At 70.9% G+C, this 22,498-nt stretch carries 16 protein-coding genes and 1 pseudogene; 7 read left to right on the top strand and 10 right to left on the bottom strand.

Features of this window, described 5'->3' with window-relative positions:
* Positions 1-36: 36 nt before the first annotated feature.
* The 4 genes from SLINC_RS44395 to SLINC_RS44380 all read right to left on the bottom strand — a co-directional run bounded on the left by SLINC_RS44395 (position 37) and on the right by SLINC_RS44380 (position 5,569).
* A complete protein-coding gene (locus SLINC_RS44395) occupies positions 37-3,420 on the bottom strand; it encodes a S8 family peptidase (protein WP_067444250.1) in 3,384 nt (1,127 codons plus the stop codon).
* Between the two features lie 598 nt (positions 3,421-4,018).
* Positions 4,019-4,684: a dihydrofolate reductase family protein gene (locus SLINC_RS44390; protein WP_067444248.1), complete on the bottom strand. Its 666-nt coding sequence runs from the start codon at positions 4,682-4,684 to the stop codon at positions 4,019-4,021.
* A complete protein-coding gene (locus SLINC_RS44385; RefSeq protein WP_067444246.1) occupies positions 4,684-5,223 on the bottom strand; it encodes an SRPBCC family protein in 540 nt (179 codons plus the stop codon). Before SLINC_RS44385 ends, SLINC_RS44390 begins: the two co-directional genes overlap by 1 nt.
* Positions 5,207-5,569: an ArsR/SmtB family transcription factor gene (locus SLINC_RS44380; RefSeq protein WP_067444244.1), complete on the bottom strand. Its 363-nt coding sequence runs from the start codon at positions 5,567-5,569 to the stop codon at positions 5,207-5,209. The genes SLINC_RS44385 and SLINC_RS44380 overlap by 17 nt, the downstream gene beginning before the upstream one ends.
* Before the next feature lie 96 nt (positions 5,570-5,665).
* Here SLINC_RS44380 and SLINC_RS44375 point away from each other — a divergent pair, with 96 nt between their 5' ends.
* Positions 5,666-6,061, top strand: coding sequence for a class I SAM-dependent methyltransferase (locus tag SLINC_RS44375; RefSeq protein WP_079165024.1), 396 nt, complete (start codon positions 5,666-5,668; stop codon positions 6,059-6,061).
* Positions 6,062-6,395: 334 nt separating this feature from the next.
* On the opposite strand, the gene SLINC_RS44370 is transcribed toward SLINC_RS44375, so the two are convergent.
* Positions 6,396-6,779 (bottom strand): winged helix-turn-helix transcriptional regulator, encoded by a 384-nt coding sequence (locus SLINC_RS44370; protein WP_067444240.1) that lies wholly within the window; start codon positions 6,777-6,779, stop codon positions 6,396-6,398.
* A gap of 102 nt (positions 6,780-6,881) precedes the next feature.
* Here SLINC_RS44370 and SLINC_RS44365 point away from each other — a divergent pair, with 102 nt between their 5' ends.
* From SLINC_RS44365 to SLINC_RS44355, 3 genes are all read left to right on the top strand, one after another.
* Complete coding sequence (locus SLINC_RS44365) at positions 6,882-7,283, top strand: RidA family protein (RefSeq protein ID WP_067444238.1); 402 nt, start codon at positions 6,882-6,884, stop codon at positions 7,281-7,283.
* Between the two features lie 1,010 nt (positions 7,284-8,293).
* Entirely contained in the window at positions 8,294-8,755 is a 462-nt protein-coding gene (locus tag SLINC_RS44360; RefSeq protein WP_067444236.1) for a pyridoxamine 5'-phosphate oxidase family protein, read from the top strand.
* 181 nt (positions 8,756-8,936) lie between these two features.
* The gene (locus SLINC_RS44355; RefSeq protein WP_067444234.1) at positions 8,937-9,863 is read left to right on the top strand and encodes a bacteriocin fulvocin C-related protein; all 927 of its coding nucleotides are present in this window, start codon (positions 8,937-8,939) and stop codon (positions 9,861-9,863) included.
* Between the two features lie 120 nt (positions 9,864-9,983).
* Here SLINC_RS44355 and SLINC_RS46915 read toward each other — a convergent pair whose 3' ends face one another.
* From SLINC_RS46915 to SLINC_RS44340, 4 genes are all read right to left on the bottom strand, one after another.
* Entirely contained in the window at positions 9,984-10,199 is a 216-nt protein-coding gene (locus SLINC_RS46915; RefSeq protein WP_079165251.1) for a non-reducing end alpha-L-arabinofuranosidase family hydrolase, read from the bottom strand.
* Between the two features lie 63 nt (positions 10,200-10,262).
* Positions 10,263-11,696 (bottom strand): non-reducing end alpha-L-arabinofuranosidase family hydrolase, encoded by a 1,434-nt coding sequence (locus SLINC_RS44350; RefSeq protein ID WP_079165023.1) that lies wholly within the window; start codon positions 11,694-11,696, stop codon positions 10,263-10,265.
* 286 nt (positions 11,697-11,982) lie between these two features.
* The gene (locus tag SLINC_RS44345; protein WP_067444230.1) at positions 11,983-12,360 is read right to left on the bottom strand and encodes a fic family toxin-antitoxin system, toxin component; all 378 of its coding nucleotides are present in this window, start codon (positions 12,358-12,360) and stop codon (positions 11,983-11,985) included.
* Complete coding sequence (locus tag SLINC_RS44340; RefSeq protein ID WP_067444228.1) at positions 12,360-12,608, bottom strand: hypothetical protein; 249 nt, start codon at positions 12,606-12,608, stop codon at positions 12,360-12,362. The genes SLINC_RS44345 and SLINC_RS44340 overlap by 1 nt, the downstream gene beginning before the upstream one ends.
* Before the next feature lie 175 nt (positions 12,609-12,783).
* Between SLINC_RS44340 and SLINC_RS44335 the strand changes: the two genes are divergently transcribed.
* Positions 12,784-13,338 carry a dihydrofolate reductase family protein gene (locus SLINC_RS44335; protein ID WP_067444227.1) on the top strand — a complete coding sequence of 185 codons (555 nt, stop codon included), beginning with the start codon at positions 12,784-12,786 and terminating at the stop codon, positions 13,336-13,338.
* Positions 13,339-13,391: 53 nt separating this feature from the next.
* On the opposite strand, the pseudogene SLINC_RS46910 reads toward SLINC_RS44335, so the two are convergent.
* Positions 13,392-14,184 (bottom strand): annotated as a pseudogene (locus SLINC_RS46910) (aldehyde dehydrogenase family protein); the annotation flags it as partial.
* A gap of 283 nt (positions 14,185-14,467) precedes the next feature.
* Between SLINC_RS46910 and SLINC_RS44320 the strand changes: the two are divergent.
* Both SLINC_RS44320 and SLINC_RS44315 read left to right on the top strand, forming a co-directional pair.
* Complete coding sequence (locus SLINC_RS44320) at positions 14,468-17,008, top strand: acyltransferase domain-containing protein (RefSeq protein WP_067444222.1); 2,541 nt, start codon at positions 14,468-14,470, stop codon at positions 17,006-17,008.
* A gap of 105 nt (positions 17,009-17,113) precedes the next feature.
* Positions 17,114-22,498, top strand: coding sequence for a type I polyketide synthase (locus SLINC_RS44315; RefSeq protein WP_067444220.1), 5,385 nt, complete (start codon positions 17,114-17,116; stop codon positions 22,496-22,498).

Raw genomic sequence — 22,498 nt, 5'->3', positions numbered from 1 at the left:
CCGGGGCCGGGAGGCGGCCAACGTCGCAGGGTCGGATCACGGAGTGAGTCGGTAGGCGTCCGTGATCGTCTCACGCATGGTGTTGCCGGCCTTGTCCTTCAGATCAACCCGGAAGGAAACGGACTTGGCGGTGGCCGGGTGCTTGACGGTCACCGAGCGGGCGCCCTTGGCGTCGGTCGTGACGGTGAGGGGCTTCCAGGTGCGGCCGCCGTCGTAGGAGATGTTCACGGTCAGGGCGGCGACCTGTCCGGCCGCGGCGGCCGCACCGGCCAGCTTCAACGGCACGGTGAGAGTGCCGCCCGCCGGGGCGGTGCCCTTCAGGCTCAGCTTCGGCGCCAGCCGTACCGTCGACAGCGGCAGCCTGGTCGTGCCGTCCGAGGCCGGCCGGGCCGAGGAGAACGTCCACACCCCGGCCACCTTCGTGCTGGTGGAGGTGTCCTCGGCGGAGCGGTTCGCCTGGACCGTCAGGCGGTACGCGGCGGAAGCGGCGGGGACTTCGGCGGTCACCCAGTCGGTGGGCGGGCCCTCGGCGAGGATCCGGCCGCCGGATTCCAGTCGGGCGAAACCGCCGGTGACGGTCGAGGAACCCGGGTTGCCGCTGCCGTCGTTGAACAGCGGGATCATGGCGCTGATGTGGTCGCCGGTCCGTTCGGCGCCCTGCTGCTCCGGGCTCCCGGCCGCGAGATCGGGACCGACCACACCGGTGTTGAACCGCAGCGTGTGGCTGGAGCCGGGCTTGTAGGCCACCCAGTCCTTCGCGTACGACATGCGCGCCTCGCCGTCGGCGTTGAACTGCGCGGCCTGCCAGGACCAGCGCACACCGGTGGTGCTGAGGTAGTGGGTGGTGGCATACGGCAGGTCCAGCAGCGCTGGTTCCTTGATGTTGACGGTGAATCCGTCCTCGTCCATCGGCGTGATGTGGACCTGGCCCTGGGCCCCGGTGACGGAGGCGCCGAAGCCGAACTTCACCTCGGCCAGGTCGGCCCGGGTGAGGGTGCGGTTCAGGCCGGTGAAGAAGCTGCCCTTGCGGTTGAAGGCGAGCCGGTAGTCGACATTCTTGCCGGGGGTCTTCCAGACGCCGTTGAACTGGGCCCGCATCGTGCTGGACGCCGGGCCGAGGGCGGCGGTGCGGATGGGCGGGACACCGCTGGTGGACCAGGTGTTGGACGTCCCGGAGGCCGTGTCGTCGTAGCCGACGATGGACGTGACGAGTTCGGCGGCCGGATCCGGGGTCTTCAGGGCGAACGGTTTGGCCTTGCGGGAGTCAAGGGTCACCGTGACGTTCTTGGTCACCTCCAGGACCGGCTGGACGAAGAAGCCCAGCTCGTTGTCCTTGCCGAAGACCAGACCCTCCAGTTGGTAGGTGCCCTTGGCCATCCGCTGGACCACGGTGCCGTTCTCGGTTTCCGGGAGCTCGACGCGCCTGCCGCTCCCGTCGACGGAGTTGATGGTCGTCGCGTAGGTACCCGGGACGGCGCCGTCGGTGCCGATGTGCCGCACGGTGACGTCGTAGGACTCCACTTCCCGGTCGACCACAAGGCCGGTGCGCACCTCCTGGCCGTCTCCCGAGGCCAGCACGCTGCCACCGAAGACACCGTCGACGGTCCCCTGGCGGGTGTCGGCGGTGACGGTGGTCTGTGCGGTGCCGCCGGCCGGAACGGTGAGCTGGGCGTCCTTGACGGTGAACATGCCGGCCGGGGCGGGCCGGCCGGAGGAGTCGGTGCCGGAGGCGCTCAGGCTCAGGGTGACGGCCTTGGTGCCGTGGTTGCGGTAGGTGAGGATCTTGGAGACCGGGGTGTCGTCAGTGTGCGGCCAGGCCTGTGTGCCGAAGCCGAGGGAGCCGGGCTCGGAGACGACCAGGGCGGTGGCGGCGCGCTCCAGGTCCACGCGGCCCGCGCCCTGCTGATGGGCGTTCAGCAGCGGGTTCGGCTTGGCCGAACCGGTCAGGAGCGCCTTCAGCCGGGCCCCGCCGAGGTCCGGGTGCTGCTGGAGCACCAGGGCGGCGGCACCCGCGACGTGCGGGGTGGCCATCGATGTGCCGGAGAGCGGTACGTAGTCCTCGCCCACGGGCTGGTGACTCTGGGTGGTCTGGGCGGCGGTGATGTCGACGCCGGGGCCAGTTATGTCGGGCTTGGGCGTGCCGTCGAGGTTCGGACCGCGGCTGGAGAAGTCGGCGATCGCCTCCTGCTTGTCCACGGCTCCGACGGTGAGTGCCTCGGGGGCGCTGCCGGGCGAATAGATGGTGCGGGGCCCGTCGCCCGAGTTGCCCGCGGCCACCACGAACAGGGCCTTGTCGGAGAGCCGGGCGAGGGCCTCCTCCTTGGGGTCGGTGCCCGGGGTGTCGAGGGAGCCCAGGCTCATGTTCACGACCTGCGCGCCCTGGTCGACGGCCCACTGCATGCCGGCGATGATGTTCGAGGCGGCTCCGATGTTCTCGTCGTCCAGGACTTTGGCGTCCAGCAGCTGCACGTCGGGTGCCACACCCTTGTAGAGGCCGCCGGACTTCACGCCGCTGCCGGCGATGATGGAGGCCACGTGCGTACCGTGCCCGACGCGGTCCTCCTCGTCAGGAGACTCGCTGAAGTTCTTCTGCGCGATCTCGACACCCTTGAGGTCCGGATGGGTCTCATCCACGCCCGAGTCCAGGACCGCCACCTTGACGCCCTTGCCGGTGAAGCCCGCCTTCCACATGGTCGGCGCGCCGATCTGCGGCACGCTCTCGGCCAAGGTGCCCCGGACCTTCGCATCCAGCCAGACATGAGCGACGGGCCGCGCCGGGGCATCGATGCCGCCTGCGGCCGTGCTGTCTGCCGTGCGGGCCGATGAGCTGCCCGTGACGGCCGCCCACAGCGCCGGGGCACCGGACTTGGGCGCCTTGAAGGCCTCCCCGTCGACCGCGGGCAACGCTTTGCGCTCCCGGACGGCCAGGCCCGCGAAACGGTCGCGGACACGGGTCCGTGATCCGGTACCGCCCTGCCTTACCTGCTTGCCCTTGCCGTAGCCGATGATCAGCGGCAGCGTGGTGCGGTGCGCGTCGCCGTAGCCGTCCTTGACCAGCTGCGCGACATCGAACAGCCGCCGGTCGAGCACACCGTCGGCGACCGGACGCAGGGCGTCCTGCGGGACGACGTAGGTGTGGCCGGCCTCGCGCCGCACCGAGAAGCCGATCCCCTCACGGCCCTTGCCCCGCACGAGCCGAACCACTTGACCGTCGGAACCGACGACCACACGGTCGCCGGTGATCAGCGTGACCGTCGACGGTGGCTTCGCCTTCGCCGGAGCCCTCCTCGCATCTTGCGCGGCGGTGCCGGCTCCGGCGGCTTGCGCCGGCTGGCCGTCGGCCGTTGCCGCCCCCGTGACCAGCGTCCCGGCCACCACGGCGGCCAGCGCCGCCGTTCTCGCGCGTGCAGTGGATCTCACTCGCACTCCCCCCGTATTTGTACATGCCAATACGTTGCTCGTCATCACGCGCGTGGTACGCGTTCGGTTCTCGGCGCCGGCCGTCGACGATTGCCGCCGTGCAGTTCGTTCCGTCGTAGCCGTAGTGCGTCTGGGCCTTGGCGCCGGAGTGCTGGTTGTTGAGGCCCGCTGTCGGCCGCCTTGTCGGCGTTGCTCTGGTGCGTGCAGACATGACCCAGCGCCCATGACCTGTGCAGCATCGCAGGAAGCTCGTGTTGGGCGGTCCTGACATTTGTCAGGACCGCGCAGCGGGAGAACACCCTTTGGGTATCGGGTTGTTGGCTGCGGCCGCGACAGCACGGCGGGAGCCGGAGGGCTCCGGGCAGCGGCGGAGACTCGTGGGGCACGCGTCACAGCTGCTGGAGCTGCCGGCCTCGCGTTCGTCGTGCGTGGTGGGGAGCGACATGGTCTACCGCAACCCCGAACCAGGCTGCTGTCCAGGCACTGGCGCCGGCGCGGAGATCTACAACGGTTCGCGCTCCCGCCCGATGCCACCGACACCGGGACCGTCCTCTCGCGTGTGAGGCTCGACGTACCGGCTGGCCCCGGCCGTCCCGGGCTACCGCTTCCCGACGGTGTAGGTCAGGTGGGTCACTCGGGATGTTGCGTCCGTGCGGGTCTGTTCGAGGGCGAGGTGGTCCGGGTCCACGTGGTCGAACAGGCGGATGCCGGTGCCGAAGAGCACGGGTGCGAGGCTGATCGAGAACTCGTCGATCAGGCCGCTGTCCAGGTACTGCTGGATCGTCTCGGCGCCGCCGGCGATGCGGACATCGCGGTCGCCGGCGACCTCGCGGGCCTGGTCGAGGGCGCTGGTGATGCCGTCGTTGACGAAGTGGAAGGCCGTGCCGCCCGGCCGCTCCCACGGCTCACGCCTGGTGTGGGTGACGACGAACACCGGGGTGTGGAACGGTGCCTCCTCCGGCCATGCCAACTCGCCGGCGTCGAACATCCGCTTGCCCATGACGCTCACGCCGGTGCGCTCGTACGTCGCCCGAGCGATGTCGTTGTCGAGTCCTTCCTCGCCGCCCTCGCCGAGCTTGAGGTTCTCCCGGAAGAACCGCTGCGGGAACGCCCACGCCTGTAGCTCCGACCACTTCGCCATCCAGCGCTGGACCTTCGGGTCGTTCCGACCTTCGGGCGAGAAGGCGTCCTCGATGGGCACGGCCTCCGGCGCCATGAAGCCGTCGAGCGACATCGTCACGCTGAAGAACACCTTCCCGGTCATCAGCCCTCCGCCCCCTTCGGCACGGTCCCGTTCGGGGTGGTCCCGTTCCCGGTGAGTTCGGTGACGTAGGCCGCCAGGTTGCGCAGGGTCTGCTCGCCGCCCTCGATCGCGTGGTACTTCTCCACCGCCTCGTCACGCAGTTCCTTGGTGGGGAACACCGTGCGCATCACGATCCGGGTCTCCTCGCCTGCCGGCTCGAAGGTCAGGACCGACTCGAAGGCGTTGGGGTCGTCACGGGACTCGCCGTGCACCATCGCGATCCGCTCCGGCGGGACGATCTCGGACCAGGTGATCCACTCCTGGTAGTCGGTCCCGTCCGGCCCGTGCATCACGAAGTCCCAGACCCCGCCCGCACGGAACTCGAAGGACCGCGTCGTGGTCGTGAACCCTTCCGGCCCCCACCACCGCGACAGATGCCGGACCTGCGTGAACGCCTCGAACACCAGCTCTCGTGGTGCGCCGATGGCTCGGGAGATCACGATCTCGCGGTCCGCCACCATGTGGCCGCCGGGTTCGCCGTCGCTACTGGTCGTCGTCATCCGGTGGTTCCTCCTGCCTTGCCTGCTTCAGGTCTCGCACGTAGTCGTCCAGCCGGTCGAAGGTCTCGTTCCAGAACCGTTCGAAGCCGCCCACCCACTCGTGGATCGGCCGCAGCCCGCGGGCGTCCAGGCCGTACAGCCGCTGCTTGCCGGCCCCACGGACCTGCACCAACCCGACCTCGCGCAGCACCCGCAGGTGCTTGGACGCCTGCGGCTGGCTCATCCCCAGGTCCCGCGCCAGCTCGGTCACCGGTCGCTCGCCGTCCCGCAGCAGCACCAGGATCTCCCGCCGCTGCGGTTCGGCGATTGCGTTGAACGCGTCCGAGGTCGTCGCCGCTCGTGCCATGACGTCATCATATGCCTATATCGGAATGCGTCAACGACTGCGGGATCGACGACCGGCTCGGGGTGTTCCGTCGGCTCCGTCGTACGAGTACGGCCAATGGGAGCCCGGGCGCGCAGACCCGGCCTGCATGCGCGGGTGGGGTCGATGCTGGACCTTCCACTGGGCGACGGAGAGCTGGCCGGTGCGGTGGCGTTCTACTCTCTGATCCACCTTCAGGTCGAGGAGCGACCGTCGGCCTACGAAGAGTTCGCCCGGGTGTTGCGGCCAGGAGGACTTGTCCTCGCCGCCTTCCACGCGGGCCAGGAGGTTCGGCACCTCGACTCCTGGCTCGACCATCCGGTCTCGCTCGACTTCTTCGCTCTGCGCCCCGAAGAGGTGGCCGCGGGCCTGACGGCTGCCGGATTTGCCGTAGAGGCCACGCTGATGCGGGGGCCGTATCTCGGCGAAGCGGATACCGAGCGCGCGTATCTGCTGGCTCGCAGGTTGGGGTGATTTGGCGAGGTCGAGGTAGGCGTTGATGGAGGTGGTGCGGCGCTCGTAGCGGCGGGCGAGGCGGAGCTGTGTCCGGCATTCAGGTGGGCGTTGATGTAGCCGACAGCGGACCAAGGCCGGTCAGTAGGTCGAGTGTGGGGGGCGGGAGCGGGGAGTCGTGACGGTCCGCTCCGGTCGGCGCACGACCGAGCGGCATGCCATCGCGGTCATCCCGGAGCGTTCATGCCCTGGTCGCCTCGCCTACGGGCGGCCGTCCGGTCGCCGCACCGCTGCCGGGCGCCTTGGTGAGGGCGCCGTCCAGCACGAGCACGCAGAGCGTGGTGCTGCGGTCCTGTCAGGCGTCGAAACGGCCGCGCGCGTCTTCGATGTGACCGAGGTACTGGTGGGTCCAGCCGCAGATGGCATCGACCGTGGCACGCAGGCCCTGGCCCGGCTCGGTGAGGGTGTACTCGACCCGCGGCGGCACGGTGGGGTAGACCTTCCGGTCGACCAGGCCGTTGCGCTCCAGCATGCGCAGGTTCTGGGTGAGCATCTTGTGGCTGACGCCCTCGACCTCGTTCCGCAACTCGCTGAAGCGCAGGGTGCGCTCGCCGAGCGCCTCGATGATCAGGAGCGCCCACTTGTTCGCGACGTCCGAGAAGATCTCCCGCGCCAGGGAGTCCGCGCGCCTCAGGTCAGCGTCCTCGGGCAGGCCATTGAGCTGCTGCTTGGTCACCATCAGGTTCCTCAGTCACTGAAAAGTGCGTTCTTCCAGGTCAGCGTTCACTCTCCTACAGTTTCCGAGTAACCACAAGAGAGCGAATCAGAAGGGCGGGCAACCATGGCCACCATTGATGTCTTCAACCACAACGTGCCGGCCGAGAGCGACTTCGGCTACTCACAGGCGATCAAGTCCGGCGAGCTGATCCACATCTCCGGACAGCTCGCGTTCGACGAGGCGGGCGAGTTCCTCTGCGCGGGCGACTTCGCCGCCCAGCTCAAGCAGACCTACGCCAATACGGACAAGGTCCTGGACCACTACGGCGTCACGCGGAACCAGGTCGTCTCGCAGACCCTGTACGTGGTGAACCTGCGGCAGAACGCCGCGGCGACGGCGGAGGGCAACCTGGCGTACTTCGGCGACCACCGCCCGGCCAGCACGGTCCTGGGCGTCACTGAACTGACCTTGCCCGGCCAGGTCGTTGAGATCAGCTTCGTCGTGGACACGCGGCTGCCCGGCTGAACTCGCCCGGAACGCGCGGCCGGGCTTGGTCGCCGTTCAGTCGGTCGGTGATGGCCGCGTAGAGGGAGCGGCTTGGAGAATCGTGTCCGTGTGGAGGTGTCCCGGGGCGGGATGCGGGATGCTGACGCCGTGCGGGACGAGGTCCGCGGCGTCGTGCTGGAGCAGCTCGGCGCGAAATACGGCGGCAATCCGGCCCTGTGGGCCTGGCTCTCCGCGTGCCGCATCGTGTCGGGGCTCTGCTGGTCGTCGCCTACCAGCACCGGCGCGCGGGCAATGCGCCCGGGCCATCGCAGTGGTGCTTCCCGGGTGCGGACGGGAGATCGCCTCGGTCGGCGACGGCGTTCACGGTCTGCGAGAGTACGCCTGGGCGGTGGTTCCACTGCCGGACGCGGCGACGGCTTCCATGATGCACTGCTGATCCGCCAGTTGCTGACGACGGACAACGGGCCTCCTATCTCGCCCCTGCCTTGGTCGCCACCGCTCTCGCCGAGATCGTCCGAGCCGCCGGGGCCCGCCGGGTGATCGAAGAGTGCTTCCAGGCCGTCACGAACGAGGCGGGCCTGGATCACCTCCAGGTCCGTCACTTTCCGATGTGGTACCGGCACATCACCCTGGCCAAGGCCGCTGCCCACCTGACCGCGATCCGCGTCACCACCGCCGAAAATAGGGGCGGGCGTCCCCAGGACCTGAGGAGCCTGCACCCTGGCGCGCATCCTCACCCTCGGCGGTGTCTTCTTCCAGGAGAATTCACTCCTTGCTGTCGCGGTCGGCGTCGGGCTCGCGTTCGCGGTGACCGGTGCGGTGGAGTTCTCGCGATATATGCGGCGCCGCAGGAATCCGGTCACGCCGGATGATGTCGTTTCCGAATATCGTTGAGGAGATGCCACCGCACTCGCGGCCGGCCGTAGTGCTCAGTCACGCTTGTCCCCTCCCTGGACGGCCATCGGTCGCTGGGCGTAGGTCCTGCGCCTCAGGCGTGCCACGCGGTTGCTTGGCTAGGGTCGGTCCTCATGGAGAGCACGGGAATCGTTCGTCGCCAGACGGCGGAGCGTATGCGCGACGCTCTGGAGCGGCTCGTCAGCGAGCGGGATGTATGGGTGTCGACGGCTCACCCGGATCACGGGCCGCATCAGGTGCCGCTGTGGTTCTTGTGGGATGGGCGAGCGGTGTGGATGTGCACCGGCGCCACTTCCGTGACGGCGCGAAACGTCCGCAGAGAGCCGCGCGTGCGTCTGTCGCTGCCTGACACCTTCGACGTGGTGCTCCTCCAGGGTGAGGCGGAGTGGTTCCTGGACCAGGAGGTGCCCGGAGGTGCGGCGGAGGCGTTCGCCGACAAGTTCGGGTGGGATCCACGCGTGGAAGAGGGTTCCTTTCTGTATGTACGCGTGGTCCCGCGGACTGTGCGCGCTTGGCGCGGCGAGCCAGAACTTCGCGGGAGGGTCATCATGCGGGACGGTAGGTGGCTGGAGTAACGACCGGACCTGCACGTCGCGCTATCGCTTTGATCTTATCGGTGGCATGAGTGACGGTCAGATCTGGATTTGTCGCGCAAGACATTTCGATCCTCGTCGAAATGATTGACGCCTGCAGACGCCACGTCAAATGATTTCTCTTCGTTGCGGCGGGTTTTCACATGACCGTGGGGAGAAGCTTGTGACCGAGTGGATACTGGCATTTGACGCCGACTGCCGATTCTGTGAAGAAGTGGTGGACCGGGTTCGCGTTTCCGGCGACGGCACGTTGACCACCGCGGGCCTCACGGAACCTCGTATTCGCGCCTTGCGCGCGCGTGCCCTGGGCGAAGGGGCCGAGTGGGCCCCGACTCTGCTGGCCGTCAAGGGCGACCAGGTGCGGGCCTGGACCGGTACCGCGCTGTCCCTCCGTCTGGCGCGGCTGTTGGGGCCGTCCGACTCGCTGCGGGTGGTGCGTGCGCTTCGCGACCTCGATGCGCTGCGGTCCCCGAGTCGGCGAGGAATCCTCAAGGCCGTGCCGGGGCTGGCCCTGGGAACGTTTCTGGTCACCGGCGGACTGGCAACCTCGCCCGCGCAGGCTGTGACCCGCGCCAGGAGCAGCAAGGCGTCGCGATGGGTGAAGGCCAACCGGGACCGGCTGCCGTCCGGCTATGCCGAGTTCGTCTCCTACCCCGCGGACTATCGGCGCGCCATGTACGGCGCGCTGTCCGCTTCGGCTCGGAGTGATCTGTGGGTGGCGCACTTCGCGAACTACCGGAAGACACATCGCCTGTCGGCCGAGCAGTCCGCCGTCCTGGACGACGCGACGCGGCTGGCACCGCAGATCATCGCGGGGCGCCGACAGGGAGCAACCGTCGACGGGCTGGAGGAGGCGGCCGTGGCGGCGTTCGGCGAGAGCGAGGCGCGGGCCGTTCTCAGGGCGCTGGGCCCTGCTGACACGCAAGGCGCTGCGCCCCGGAGCGATCAGAACATCCAGGCCGTTGACTGCAATTCCCGGTGCGGGACGGGGACCGGAAGCTGCGACACGGTGTGCTACGGGGGTTGCACCTGGACCGATTACGGCTGCGGTCCTCTGTGGCTGGCACCGTGCAGCGGGCGTTGCGACTGAAGCCACCCCTGCTCGAAGCTTGCGCGTTCCTATCAGCGGGTCCGGGTCCGAGAGCGGTGTGCGGCAGGATGAGGCAGTGGATCTCGAACCGTACCGGGGTGAGTCGGTGCGAAGCCGGCTCTACCGGATCGCGACCGTGACGCCCCTTGCCCAGCGGGCAAGGGGCGTCACGGTGGGCTTGAACCGGATACCGGTGTCAGCGGGGTAGGTGACGTTGTTACGGCCCGCGAACGGGTTGTCGTAGACGCCGGAGGTCGGCGTCCAGGGCCCGGTGAGGCTGGTGGAGGTGAAGGACCGGAAGCAGCGCCGCCAGCTGGGGTTGGCCGCCTTCTGGATCCGACCCGCAGTCGCGGTCGGCGCCGCGCACGTTCATCTCCGGTGGTCGGATGATCAGGCGGGTCAGCGCTGCAGGGTGAGCAGGCCCGGCCGGTACGGCAGGTTCTGGTAAGGGGTGTTCTGCGGTGTGTTGTTGGGGAGCCCCTGATAGAGGAACTGCAGGTTGCAGGGGTCGATGGTCATGGTCTGGTCGGGGTTGTCGCGGACCAGGTCACCGTGGCTGACGCCCTGGGCCCAGGTGGAACCGCTGTTGGCCTGGCCCGCGAAGGGGCTGCTCTCGCTGCCTGCCTGGACGGTCCACGGACCGTCCAGGCTGGGGGCGGTGAACGAGCGGAAGTAGCGGTGCGCACCCATCGCCTCGACGATCATGAGGTACTGGTTCTGGCCCTTGACCTTGTAGACCTCCGGCGCCTCGAACAGCTTGTCCCTCGTGTCGCTCATGACCGTGGTGTACGAGGAGCCGAAGCTGCCGGGGAAGTTCTCGAGCGGCATGCTCGCCCGGTAGATCTTGCCGTTGTCAGCGGCGAAGAACAGGTACATGTTCTGGTCGTCGGCGATCATGGTCGGGTCGATCGGGGCGTTCTTCTGGTTCGGCTCGGGGCCGTCGGGAAGGGTGCCGGTGAACAGTGGCTGCTTGGCGGACCAGCCGTTGGGGTTGGTGGGGTCGCTGGACGTGCGGTAGTAGAGCGGCCACTGACCCCACTGGGACACCATCACCCAGATGTTCTTGGTTGAGAGGTAGAACAGTTCGGGCGCCACCGCGCCGTCGTTCATCGCGGTCTGGGTGGCCGCCCCCATGTCCGACCAGTTCGTGAAGGGGCTGAACGTCGTCCCGCCCCACGACGTTCCGTCGGAGGTGGTCGCGTAGACCAGGTTCTTGCCGTTGTACTTCACGGTGGTGAAGTCCTTCAGCGCGAGCTGCCCGTTCTTCGGCTCCGCCAGCGGGCCGGTCGAGGTCCACCGGTAGGTCGACGGAAGAGCACACGTGTCGCCCGTCCCGGACAGGCCGGTCCACTTCTGGTTGGCGCCGCCGTGACACGACCACATCTGCACCCCCGTGCCGTTGGCCTTACCCCAGCCCGAGACCTCCAGGCACAGCCCGGACCGCACGCCGACGACCGTGCCGTCGGGATTCACCCGCCACTGCTGGTTGTCACTGCCGTTGCACGGCCAGATCTGCACCGGACTCCCGGACGTGGTGGCACCGCCCCGGACATCCAGGCACTTGTTGCCGTACACGGTCAGCTGGCTGCTGTCCGTCAACGTCCACTGCTGGTTGGCTCCACCGTGACAGTCCCAGATGTGCACGTTCGCACCGTCGCTCTGGCTGAAGCCCGCCACATCGAGACACCGGCCGGAATCAACACCACGCACGTCGCTGGTGGTGGCCGCCTGAGCCGGGCCGGCAACGAGCAGCGCCGCCAACGCGGCCAGAGCCGCGACCACGGCGGCGAGCACCGCGGACGGGCGTCCGAGACTGAAACTACGTCTGCGCATAAGGACCTCGTCATCCTTGAGCAAGCGACTCCGGTCTTCCCCGTCGAGGGCTGTCCGGATGCCTGGTGTGGACACGACCCGACTGTCCGATATACCGAACAAGGGTCGAAGTACCGATCGAGAGAATGCTAGACATCCCATGAATCACGTCAATACTTCTTGCAGAATCCGCGGGCAGAAACGTTCGCGGGCTGAAACCAGGCGGCTTCAAGTCCCGTGGTTGTACGGGTCTTTGACTGAGGGGCAGGTATCGGTGCGGGCGCGGGCCTGGTGAAGGAGGCGCGTCCTAGGTGGCTGTTGGCCACGAGCGCAGCAGGGCCGCGAGGTTCGAGGTCGTGCAGGCGGGGTCGCGGAGCAGGTCGCGCAGGGCGATCGCGTCCTCGCGGGTGGGCTTGAGCGGGATGCCGGAGGCCTCCAGGTACATGACGCCGGTCGCCGCGGCCACGGCCATGTTGGAGCGTTCCAGCCAGCGACAGCGGCCGAGAATGTGGATGAGGGCGGCGGCTCGGGCGTAGGGGCCGTCATAGACCGGCTGGTCGAGAATTTCCGCCGTGTGGGCGGCGACCGCGGCTACCGGGATGCCGTAATCGTCGGGGGCGGGGTCGCGGGCGCCGGCGATCTCGGCCACCTGCAAGATCCAGGGGACATCGATGTGCAGGTCCATTACGCGGCGTGAGCTCCTGAGGTGGTGCCCCGGCCCGCTTCCTCGTCCTCGGCCTCGTCGAAGAGCGCCTGGTGCTCGTCGAGGAAGCGGCGCGCGGCGTCCAGACCTCGGGCGCGCAGGCCGTCCACGTCCTCCCTGACCAGGTGGGCGATGTAGTCCCCGACGCTGAGACCGCGGTCCTTGGCCCGGGCCTTGGCCAGTTCGGCCACTTCGTCGTCGACGCGGGCGCCGAGTTGGGTCTTTGCCATGGCTGCATGGTAACAGGTGTTACCGCACTAGCCTGCTTTCCCGGCATCACTACGGCCGTGGTCCATCATCCGGAAAAGCAGAGATCGGTCGCCCTGCCCGCGATGAGTTCCGGCGCTCCGCCGGGTCTCCACTCCGGACGGACCTCTACGACCTCTACGACCTAGGAGAAGCCGCATGGGCAAGGTCATTTACTGGATGAACGCCTCGATGGACGGCTACATCGAGGATTCCAAGGGTGGCATGGACTTCATGGACCCGGCCGAGGACTTTCGCCAGGCGGCGAACGATCACGTGCGCCGGATCTCGGCGTTCCTGTTCGGGAGGCGGCTGTACGAGGCGATGGAGAAGCCCTGGACACAGGACCTCGGCAAGGAAGGTGCCCCGGCCCTTGAGCGGGAGTTCGCCCAGCTCTACAAGGAGACACCGCGGTACGTCTTCTCCGACACCGTCCAGACCGTCCCCGACGGGGTCACGATCGTGCGTCGCAAGGACGCCGTGTCCGCGGTGACGCGGCTCAAGGAGGAGATCGACGGCACCCTCCAACTCGGCGGCCCCGAGCTGGCCGTCTCCCTGCTGGATCTGATCGACGAGTTCTGGGTGTACACGCTCCCCGTGATTATCGGGGGCGGCAAGCCGTACCTGCCCGTGGGGGAGAAGCTGCGGCTGCACCTGGTCGAGCACCGTTCCCTCGCCTCGGGAATCATGTTCGCGCGTTACGTACGGTCCTGACCGGCCTCGGAGCGGACGCGCGGGCGTAGTCGGGCGCCGGAACTCACTCAGGGTCACACGGTGATGGTCCTGTACTCGGTGCAGGTCCCGAGGCCCACCGTGCCGTACTCGCGGCCGATGCCCCTGGCCTTGAAGCCGCCGAACGAGCCGTCGAAGGCGATGGAGGCGCCGTTGACGGTGCCGGTGCGGACGCGGCGGGCGACGGTCAGGGCGTGGGCCTCGTGCGCATGGAGTTGTCCACGTCGGCGAAGACGGTGGGCTTGCCGCCCAACTCCAGGCTGCCCCGCTTGAGACCAGGTACTCACTGGTCTCGCGGTCCGCGGGCAGCACGCTGATCACACCCTCGGGCAGGCCCACCCGCTCCAGCAGCTCGGCCAGGGAGCCCATGCTGAGCGAGTTCTCCGGGGACACCTTCAGGACCACGGAGTTGCCCGCGAGCAGGGCGGGAATGATCTTCGCGGTGGCCGGGGAGAGCGGCGAGTTCCACGGGATCACCGCGGCCACGACGCCGGCCGCCTCACGGCGCACCACACTGCGCACCGGGGACGCCGGGCCGGAGGGCACCAGGGTCTCCTCCCAGCGGAACTCCTCCGCCACCTTCAGACAGGCGTTGGCCTGCCGGGTCAGGCCCGGCTGTCCGGCGCGGGTGAACCAGCGGGCCGAGCCGTTCTCCAGCGAGATCAGGTGTGCGGCCTTCTCCGCGTTCTCCTCGCGGAGCGCGTTGAACCGCCGCAGGACCGCGATCCGCTCCGCCGGCGGTGTCAGACGCCACTCCCCCGCCTCGAACGAGGCTCGCGCCGCGGTCACCGCACGGTCGATGTCCGTCGGCTGCGTCTGTGCGACTCGCGCGGGTCAGCAGCCCGGAGCCACCCATCACGGCAGGTCACGGGGCTCGCTGGTCTCTTGACGATCACCACGCGTGGGGAGCCCTGCGCAGACCCTGGATGCCCCCAACGGCTATCAGCCCGGTGGTGTCGAGCCGGTCTCCAGGGCCGGTCAAGCGGTCACCGTCAGGGTGCTGTCGATCAAGCAGACGTTGCCCGGTGGCGTGAGTCGGCCGGCAACGCCTGCGGACGGAACCGCCCACAGGCGCGCATGACGACGCCGGTGAGAGAGGGGCGACCACGCCGTGACCAGCAGACTGCCTTGGCCCGAGCCCGACCGTGACACCGACGCCGACGCCGCGGACAGTCCGATCGTGATCGTCGGTCTGGCGGCCCCGGAGGGGGTTCCCGATGCCGTGCGCCCGGTGGCAGGATCCGGGCCGGTCGGCGTGCGGGTGCGCTGTGCGCCTGCGGGGGTCGCCTCGTTCTTCGGGGTCTCGGTACGTGGGGCGTCCGGGGAACGGCTCAGCGCGCTGCACCTGGTGTGGGCCGCGCTGGAGGACGCCGGGATCGTCCCCGGTTCGCTGGACGACGCCGAGGTGGGTGTGTTTCTCGTGCGTACAGAGGAACGCGACGAGGAGGCCGCCGGCTCGGACGCGCTGGCGACGCTCGTCGGGGACGATCTGTGCTGGAGGCGCGGACCCCGGGTGACGCTCGGGGCAACAGCGCCGACGCGGGCGACGGTCGAGTCGGCCGCCGAACACCTGCGCCGGGGGAAGTGCGACGTGGCGGTGGCGGGTTCCGTCACCGACGCGGTCGCGATCCTGCGGCGGGGCTCCACCGCCGTACGGGCCGGTGAGCGGGTGCTCGCTCCGGCCGAGGCGTTCGGCTCCGACGAGCCGCCCACCCGGGGCGAGGTGCCGGCGCCGTCGGCCGCGCGGCTCGTGCCGCTCGTGCTGTCCGGCCGGAGCGACGCCGCCGTGGCGGCGCTGGCCCGGGATCTGCTCGCCCGTGTCGAGGCCGACCCCGAACTGTCGCCGGCCGACCTTGGATGGTCGTTGGCGACGACCCGCACCACCGGCCTCGGGCGGCGGGCCGTGCTGCTCGCCGCCGACCGGGAGGACGTGATGCGCGGGCTGCGTGCCGCCGCCGAGGGCGGGTCCGCCCCGCTGCTGTTCCGGACGGCATCGGGCGCGAGCGTCGAGGGCGGTGGACGCGTGGTGCATGTCTTTCCCGGGCTGGGCTCCCAGTGGCGGGGCATGGCGCTCGACCTGCTGGACGACTCCGAGGTGTTCCGTGCGCGGATGGAGGACTGCGCGCGGGCTCTCGAACCGCTCGTTCCATGGTCTCTGCTCGATGTACTGCGCGGGGTCCCGGGCGCGCCGGCGCTGGAGGACGTGGACGTCGTCCTGCCGGTGCTGTTCGCGGTGAGCGTGTCGCTGTCCGCGCTGTGGAGCGCCTGCGGTGTGGCACCCGCAGCCACCGTCGGCGCCAGCCTCGGTGAGATCGCCGCCGCGCAGGTCGCGGGTGCGCTGACGCTGGCCGAGGCCGCACAGGTGGCCGTCCTGTGGAGCCGGATGCAGGCGAAAGCGGCCGGAGAGGGTGAACTGGCCGCGGCGGCCCTGTCGCCCGACGAACTCCGTCCGGTGCTCGAAGCCCGGCATCTGCGCGGCCGGGTCCACTTCGCCGGTGCGAACGGTCCTCGTTCCGTGCTGCTCGGCGGGGAGCACGCGGCCGTGACCGACGTCGTCGAGACGCTCGCGGCCAGGGGCGTACCGGCCAAGAAGCTGAACCTCGGGCTCGCCGCGCACACACCAGGCCTGAGCGTCGACGCCGCCGCGTTCCTCACCGGTACGGCGGCGGTCGCACCGGCTCCCGCCGCCGTACCCTTCTACTCCTCCCTCACCGGCGGCGCGTTCGAGACGACCGGTCTGGACGGCGCGTACTGGCTCCGCAACCTCACCTCCGAGGTCCGTTTCGAGACGGCCGTACGTGCTCTGTGGGCGGCAGGTCACCACACGTTTCTCGAGGTCAGCCCGCACCCTGTGCTGCTCGGCGGGGTGCAGGAGACGCTGGAGGACATCGGTGCGGTCACCGGGGCGGCGGCGTCCGGCGTGGTCGGCACCCTGCGCCGGGGCCAGGACGGGGTCACGGAGTGGCTTTCGGCGATGGCGCAGCTCTACGTGCGCGGGGTAGCCGTCGACTGGACCGCCGCCCCCTTCCGGGGGCGTGAGGGCCGACGGATCGCCCTGCCGACGTATCCGTTCGGCGTCGAGGGGACGGACAGGGCGCAGAGCGCGGCGACGGCCCAGGGCACCGGCCCCGAGGCGCTGTTCTCGGCCGGTCTTACAGCCGGCGAACGGTCTTACGCCGTCGAGGAGTTGGTACGAAATCAGCTGGCGACGGTGCTGCGGCACGACGACCCGGCCGCGGTCGCCCTGGAGCGCGGATTCCTGCAGTCGGGCCTCGACTCGCTGCAAGCCGTGGAGCTGCGCAACCGGCTCAGCGAGGCCACCGGGCTGCAACTGCCCACGACGTTGACCTTCGACCACCCGACCCCCGCGGCCGTCGCGGGTCTCATCGGCGAGCTGCTGGCCGTCCGGACGGACCAGGGCCCGCAATCCGTTCCCCTCGCCCAACTCGACGCCCTGGAGGCCGAACTGCTCGCCTCCGGCCTGCTGCGGGACGGCGACGACGATCCGGGGAGCGCTCCTGCTCGGGAGCGGGTGGCGGCACGGCTGCGCGAGCTACTGGACCGGCTGGCGCCGGACGAGGAGGACGAGTTCGGGGACGCGTCTTTGGAGGAGTTGCTCGATCTCGTCGACGACGAACTGCGCCAGTCATGACGTAGCGGAGATCCGCCGCGGACCTCCGCCAACTCCTCGTACTCAGTCGTACGCATCCGTACGCGATCGGAAAGCTCCCCCACGCACAGGAAGGGCCACGGGACCATGACGAGCGGTGCGAAGAACGGGACGGCCGACGCTGGGACCGGCGACGGCAAGGTCATCGACACGCTGAAGCGGCTCACCGCCGACCTGCGCACCACCCGGCGGCGGCTTCGGGACGCCGAGGAATCGGCCCGCGAGCCGATCGCGATCATCGGCATGGCCTGTCGCTTTCCCGGCGGGGTCGAGTCCCCCGAGGACCTGTGGCGGCTGGTGGCGGAGGGCCGGGACGTCATCTCGCCGCTGCCCACCGACCGGGGCTGGGACGAGGGCCTGTACGACCCGGATCCGGCGCGGCACGGCACGGTCTACGTCCGGGAAGGCGGCTTCCTGGAGGATCCGGCCGCCTTCGATCCGGCGTTCTTCGGCATGAGCACCCGGGAGGCGCTGGCGACCGATCCGCAGCAGCGGCTCCTGCTGGAAACCTGCTGGGAGGCCGTCGAACGGGCCGGTGTCGACCCGGCGTCGCTGCGGGGCAGCCGTACCGGCGTGTTCGCGGGCGTCATCCCCCAGGACTACGCCGCCCGGCTGCGCACCTCCCCGAACGAGTTCGAGGGCTACCTGGGCAACGGCAGCACGGGCAGCGTGGCGTCCGGGCGGGTCGCGTACACGCTCGGCCTCGAAGGCCCGGCCATCAGCATCGACACGGCCTGCTCCTCGTCACTGGTGGCGCTGCACCAGGCCGCGCAGGCGATCCGGGCGGGCGAGTGCGAACTGGCGCTGGCGGGCGGGGTGACGGTGATCGGGTCGCCGCTGTGGCTGTTGCAGTTCAGCCGGCAGCGCGGGCTGGCCGCGGACGCGCGGTGCAAGCCGTTCGCCGCCGCCGCGGACGGCACATCGCTCGGCGAGGGCGTCGGGATGCTGCTGCTGGAGCGGCTGTCGGACGCGCGCCGGAACGGCCGGCGGATCCTCGCCGTCGTCCGGGGTTCCGCGGTCAACCAGGACGGTGCGAGCAGCGGGCTGACCGCACCGAGCGGGCCGGCGCAGCGCCGGGTGATCCAGCAGGCCCTGGAACGGGCGGGGTTGGCGCCCGCCGACGTGGACGCGGTGGAGGCGCACGGCACCGGCACCAGGCTCGGCGACCCCGTCGAGGCGCAGGCATTGATCGCCACGTACGGCCAGAACCGCCGACGGCCTTTGTGGCTGGGCTCGTTGAAGTCCAATATCGGGCATCCTCAGGCCGCCTCCGGTGTGGCCGGTGTGATCAAGATGGTGAAGGCGATGGAGCACGGGGTGCTGCCGCGCACCCTGCACGTGGCCGCGCCGAGCCCGGACGTGGACTGGTCGGCGGGGAAGGTGGAGCTGCTGACCGAGGCCCGCGACTGGCCGGACACCGGGCGTCCGCGCCGGGCCGGCGTCTCGTCGTTCGGTGTCAGCGGCACCAACGCGCATGTGGTGCTGGAGCAGCCGGAGCAGAGCGCCGACGCCGAACCGCCCTCGGAAGCGGACCAGGTGCGGACGTGGCCCAGCGGGGTGCCGTGGGTGCTGTCCGGGCGCACCGGTGAAGCCCTGCGTGCGCAGGCCGGGCGACTGGCGGCCCATGTGGCGCAGCACCCGGAGTTGACGCGTGCGGAGGTGGGTGCCGCGCTGGCGCGGGGTCGGTCGGTGTTCGAGCACCGGGCGGTGGTTCTCGGCACCGGCCCCACCGAACTCCTTACGGGCCTGACGGCTCTGGCGGCGGGCCGCCCGGCGCCGGGGCTGTTCCACGGCCGCGTCACCTCCGACAGCCGTGCCGTGCTGGTGCTCTCGGACCGGGGTCTGGCGCAGGACATCGGCTGGGCGGCCCGGCTCGTGCTGACCTCGCCGGTGTTCTCCCGGCGGCTGGCACAGTGCCAGCGGGCGCTGGCCGCGGTCGGCGACCACTCGCTGCGCCACGGTGCCTTCCCGGGGTCCGAACCGTCCGTGCGGTGGGCGGTACTGGTGGCGCTCGCCGGGGTGTGGGAGGAGCACGGCGTACGGCCCGCGGCGGTGGTCGGCGAGGGCGTCGGCGAGATCGCGGCGGCCTGTGTGTCCGGCGCGATCTCGCTCATGGAGGGCGCACGCGCGGCGGTGCACGGCACCGGAGTGGAGGCCGACGAGGGCCGGATTCCGCTGCTGGGAACCTCCTCGACTCCGCTCGACGACGCCGTGCGCACCTTGAGCGCGCGCGATCACGCGCTGTTCGTGGAGGTCGGTGCCGCTTCGGCCGTCGCCCCCCGGCTCACGGCGGCCCTGGAGGGGCACGCGGCGCGGGTCGTCGGCTCACCGGTGGGCGGGGCGAGCGGTGCGGACGGGCTGTTGCCCGAGCTTGCCCGGCTGCACGTGTGCGACACGACGGTGGCCTGGTCCGCGGTGTTCCCCGACCAGAGCCTGGCGGACCGCCCGCCGGCCGACCTGCCGACGTACGCCTTCCAGCGGCGCCGCCACTGGCTGGACGACGGGCCCCGCACGCTCGACGCGGTCGCGGCCGGGCTCGCGCCCGCGGACCATCCGCTCCTGGGCGCGGCCGTGGAACTCCCGGAGGACGGCGGCCTGTTGTTCACCGGCCGACTGTCGACGGCCGCTCAGCCGTGGCTCACCGACCACGTGGTGACGGGCCGGGTACTGCTGCCGGGCACGGCGATGCTCGAACTGGCCCGGTGGGCGGGGGCGTACGCCGACTGCGACCGGGTGGCCGAACTGACCCTGCACAGCCCGCTCGAACTGTCCGCCGATCCGCGTGCGGGCCGGGCGATCCGGCTCCGGCTGACCGACGCCGACGCCACGGGGCGCCGACGCCTGACGGTGTCCTCCCGACCCGGTCCGGACGAGCCATGGACGCGTCATGCGACGGGAACCCTCGACGCGGACGGCGCGGGCGCGGCGCCGCGCCGGTCCGACCTGGTCACCTGGCCACCCGAAGGCGCCCGGAGCGTGGACATCGACAGCTTTCACCGGCGGGCCGAGGAGCAAGGGATCGCGTACGGGCCCGCCTTCCGGGGCCTGCGGGCGCTGTGGCGGCGCGATGACGAGGTGTTCGCCGAGGTCGCCCTGTCGGAGGGGGTGCGGCAGGAGGCCGGGCGGTACGCACTGCACCCGGCGCTGCTCGACGGCGCGCTCCAGGCGTGGCATGCGGCGCACGCCGAGGCGCTGGAGCGGCGGATGGTGCCGTACGCCTGGCGCGGGGTGACGGCGTCGGGTGGCGCCGGGCCGAGCGTGCTGCGGGTGCGGCTCGCGCCCGGGGACGGTCCGGCATCCGGCACGGACGACACCGGCGCCTCGGTGTCCATGGAGATCGCCGACGCGGCCGGGATGCCGGTGGCATCGGTGGCGGAGCTGCATCTCAGGTCCCTGGGCCGCGGGCCGTCCGGCACCGCCGACCAGGTACAGGCCGCCGGCGCGGGCGTGCTGCTGCGCAACCGGTGGGTGCCGTACGCCGGGCCCGGTCCGCACGACGGCGCCGGGCCGGTCGCCGTGCTGGGGGAACCGGACGCGCTGCCGGTGACGGGCGCCGATACCCGGTACGCCGATCTCGCCGCCCTCTGCGCGGCGCTCGCCGCCGGGGCACCGGCGCCGGACGTGGTCCTGCTGCCGGTCACCTCGGACGGCGGCCACGCGGATGTCCCGGGCGCCGTGCGCGCGGCGACCGCCGATGCCCTGGCCGCGCTGCAACGCTGGCTCACCGAGCCGGCGCTGCGCGCGAGCAGGCTGGTGGCGGTGGTGCGGGACCGGGACGACGAGGCGGGCCTCGTCGACGAGGCCGTACGCGGACTGATCCGCAGTGCGCGCACCGAGCACCCGCGCCGGTTCGGGCTGCTGTCCCTGGCCGAAGCCGGGGTGCCGACGCCGGAGGTGTTCACGCGGGCGCTGGGTGCCGTCCGGGAGGAGCCCGAGGTCGCCGTCCGGGACGGGCGACTGTGGGTACCGCGTCTGTCGGAGGCGACGCGGGCGGCGCACGACGGGGACGGCGAGGCGCCGGTCCGTGCCCTGGATCCCGACGGCACCGTGCTGATCACCGGGGGGACCGGCACCCTGGGCGGTCTCGTGGCCCGGCATCTGGTCGCCCGGGGAGTCCGGCACCTGGTGCTGACCGGACGGCGCGGCGAAGCGGCGCCGGGGGCAGCCGGGTTGGCGGCGGAGCTGACCGAGGAAGGGGCCCAGGTCACGGTGGTGGCCTGTGACGCGGCCGACGCGGACGCCCTGGCGGCGGTGCTCGGGGGCGTACCGGAGGAGCACCCGCTGACCGCCGTCGTCCACGTCGCCGGCGTGACGGACGACGGGGCGCTCACCTCACTGACCGACGACCGGCTCGGCACCGTACTGCGGCCGAAGGTGGACGGCGCCTGGCATCTGCACGAACTGACGCGCGGGCTGGACCTCGCCGAGTTCGTGACGTTCTCGTCCGTGTCCGGCACGTTCGGCGCCGCCGGACAGGCGAACTACGCGGCGGCCAACGTGTTCCTCGACGCCCTCGCCGGGTACCGGCGCGCCCGGGGCCTGCCCGGTCTGTCGCTGGCCTGGGGCCCGTGGGCCGAACGCAGCACGCTGACCGGTGATCTGACGGAGGCGGACTGGGCGCGCATCGGAAGGGACGGAGTGCGTGCCCTGGCCACACAAGACGCTCTCGCTCTCCTGGACACCTCCCGGCTGATGACCGAGCCGGCGCTCGTCGCGCTGCGGCTCGACAGGGCGCAGGTGGAGAGGCGGAACACCTCCGGTCTGCTCCCGCCGGTGATGCGCTCGCTGGTGGCGGGCTCCGAGAGGACTCCCGGGGCGCCCGCCGGGACGGCCGACGAAGCCGAGCGGCCGCCCGGCACCGGCAGCGAGGCGGGCGGCCGGGCACCGGCGTCCTCGTACGCGGACCGGGTGCGGGCGCTGCCGGCGGAGGAGCGCAGGCGGGCCCTGCTCGACCTGGTCCGCACGCACACGGCGAGGGCGCTGGGCGAGGGGAGGGCCGAGGACGTCGAGCCGGACCGGGGCTTCGTCGACCTGGGCGTCGACTCGTTGGCCGGCCTGAACCTCCAGGAGAAGCTGTTCGAAGCCACCGGCGTCGACCTGCCGAGCACCCTGATCTTCGACCATCCGACCGCCGCCGCGCTCGCCGACCACCTGTGCGCGCGGCTGGGCGGGGCGACGGACGACGGCGCCTCGGCCGGGCCGGCCCTGGCCGAGGTGGACCGGCTGGAGGCGTTTTTGGCCTCCTTCGCCGAGACCGCCGATGCCGGGGCCAGGGAGGCGGTCGCCCACCGGCTGCTGGACCTGGTGTCCCGCTGGCCCGGCGGCACGGGAGCGGACGACCGCGTCGCTGCGGACGGCGACGGACCGCGGCCGTCGGACCTCGCGTCCGCCTCCGACGACGAACTCTTCGCGGCCCTTCAGCAGTTGCGCTCTGCCGACAGCGGAGCGCCGTCGAATCACCAGCGTCTCTAG

It is taken from the genome of Streptomyces lincolnensis (assembly GCF_001685355.1).
GTDB classification, from domain to species: Bacteria; Actinomycetota; Actinomycetes; order Streptomycetales; family Streptomycetaceae; genus Streptomyces; species Streptomyces lincolnensis.
The sequence above is the reverse complement of the archived record's forward strand: the minus strand, read 5'-3'. Positions and strand labels throughout refer to the sequence as shown.

Bases quoted from the DNA above. Each gene is read 5' to 3' on its own strand.
- SLINC_RS44390 (WP_067444248.1), bottom strand. From the start codon at position 4,684: ATGACCGGGAAGGTGTTCTTCAGCGTGACGATGTCGCTCGACGGCTTC.
- SLINC_RS44385 (WP_067444246.1), bottom strand. From the start codon at position 5,223: ATGACGACGACCAGTAGCGACGGCGAACCCGGCGGCCACATGGTGGCG.
- SLINC_RS44380 (WP_067444244.1), bottom strand. From the start codon at position 5,569: ATGGCACGAGCGGCGACGACCTCGGACGCGTTCAACGCAATCGCCGAA.
- SLINC_RS44375 (WP_079165024.1), top strand. From the start codon at position 5,666: ATGGGAGCCCGGGCGCGCAGACCCGGCCTGCATGCGCGGGTGGGGTCG.
- SLINC_RS44370 (WP_067444240.1), bottom strand. From the start codon at position 6,779: ATGGTGACCAAGCAGCAGCTCAATGGCCTGCCCGAGGACGCTGACCTG.
- SLINC_RS44365 (WP_067444238.1), top strand. From the start codon at position 6,882: ATGGCCACCATTGATGTCTTCAACCACAACGTGCCGGCCGAGAGCGAC.
- SLINC_RS44360 (WP_067444236.1), top strand. From the start codon at position 8,294: ATGGAGAGCACGGGAATCGTTCGTCGCCAGACGGCGGAGCGTATGCGC.
- SLINC_RS44350 (WP_079165023.1), bottom strand. From the start codon at position 11,696: ATGCGCAGACGTAGTTTCAGTCTCGGACGCCCGTCCGCGGTGCTCGCC.
- SLINC_RS44345 (WP_067444230.1), bottom strand. From the start codon at position 12,360: ATGGACCTGCACATCGATGTCCCCTGGATCTTGCAGGTGGCCGAGATC.
- SLINC_RS44340 (WP_067444228.1), bottom strand. From the start codon at position 12,608: ATGGCAAAGACCCAACTCGGCGCCCGCGTCGACGACGAAGTGGCCGAA.
- SLINC_RS44335 (WP_067444227.1), top strand. From the start codon at position 12,784: ATGGGCAAGGTCATTTACTGGATGAACGCCTCGATGGACGGCTACATC.
- SLINC_RS44315 (WP_067444220.1), top strand. From the start codon at position 17,114: ATGACGAGCGGTGCGAAGAACGGGACGGCCGACGCTGGGACCGGCGAC.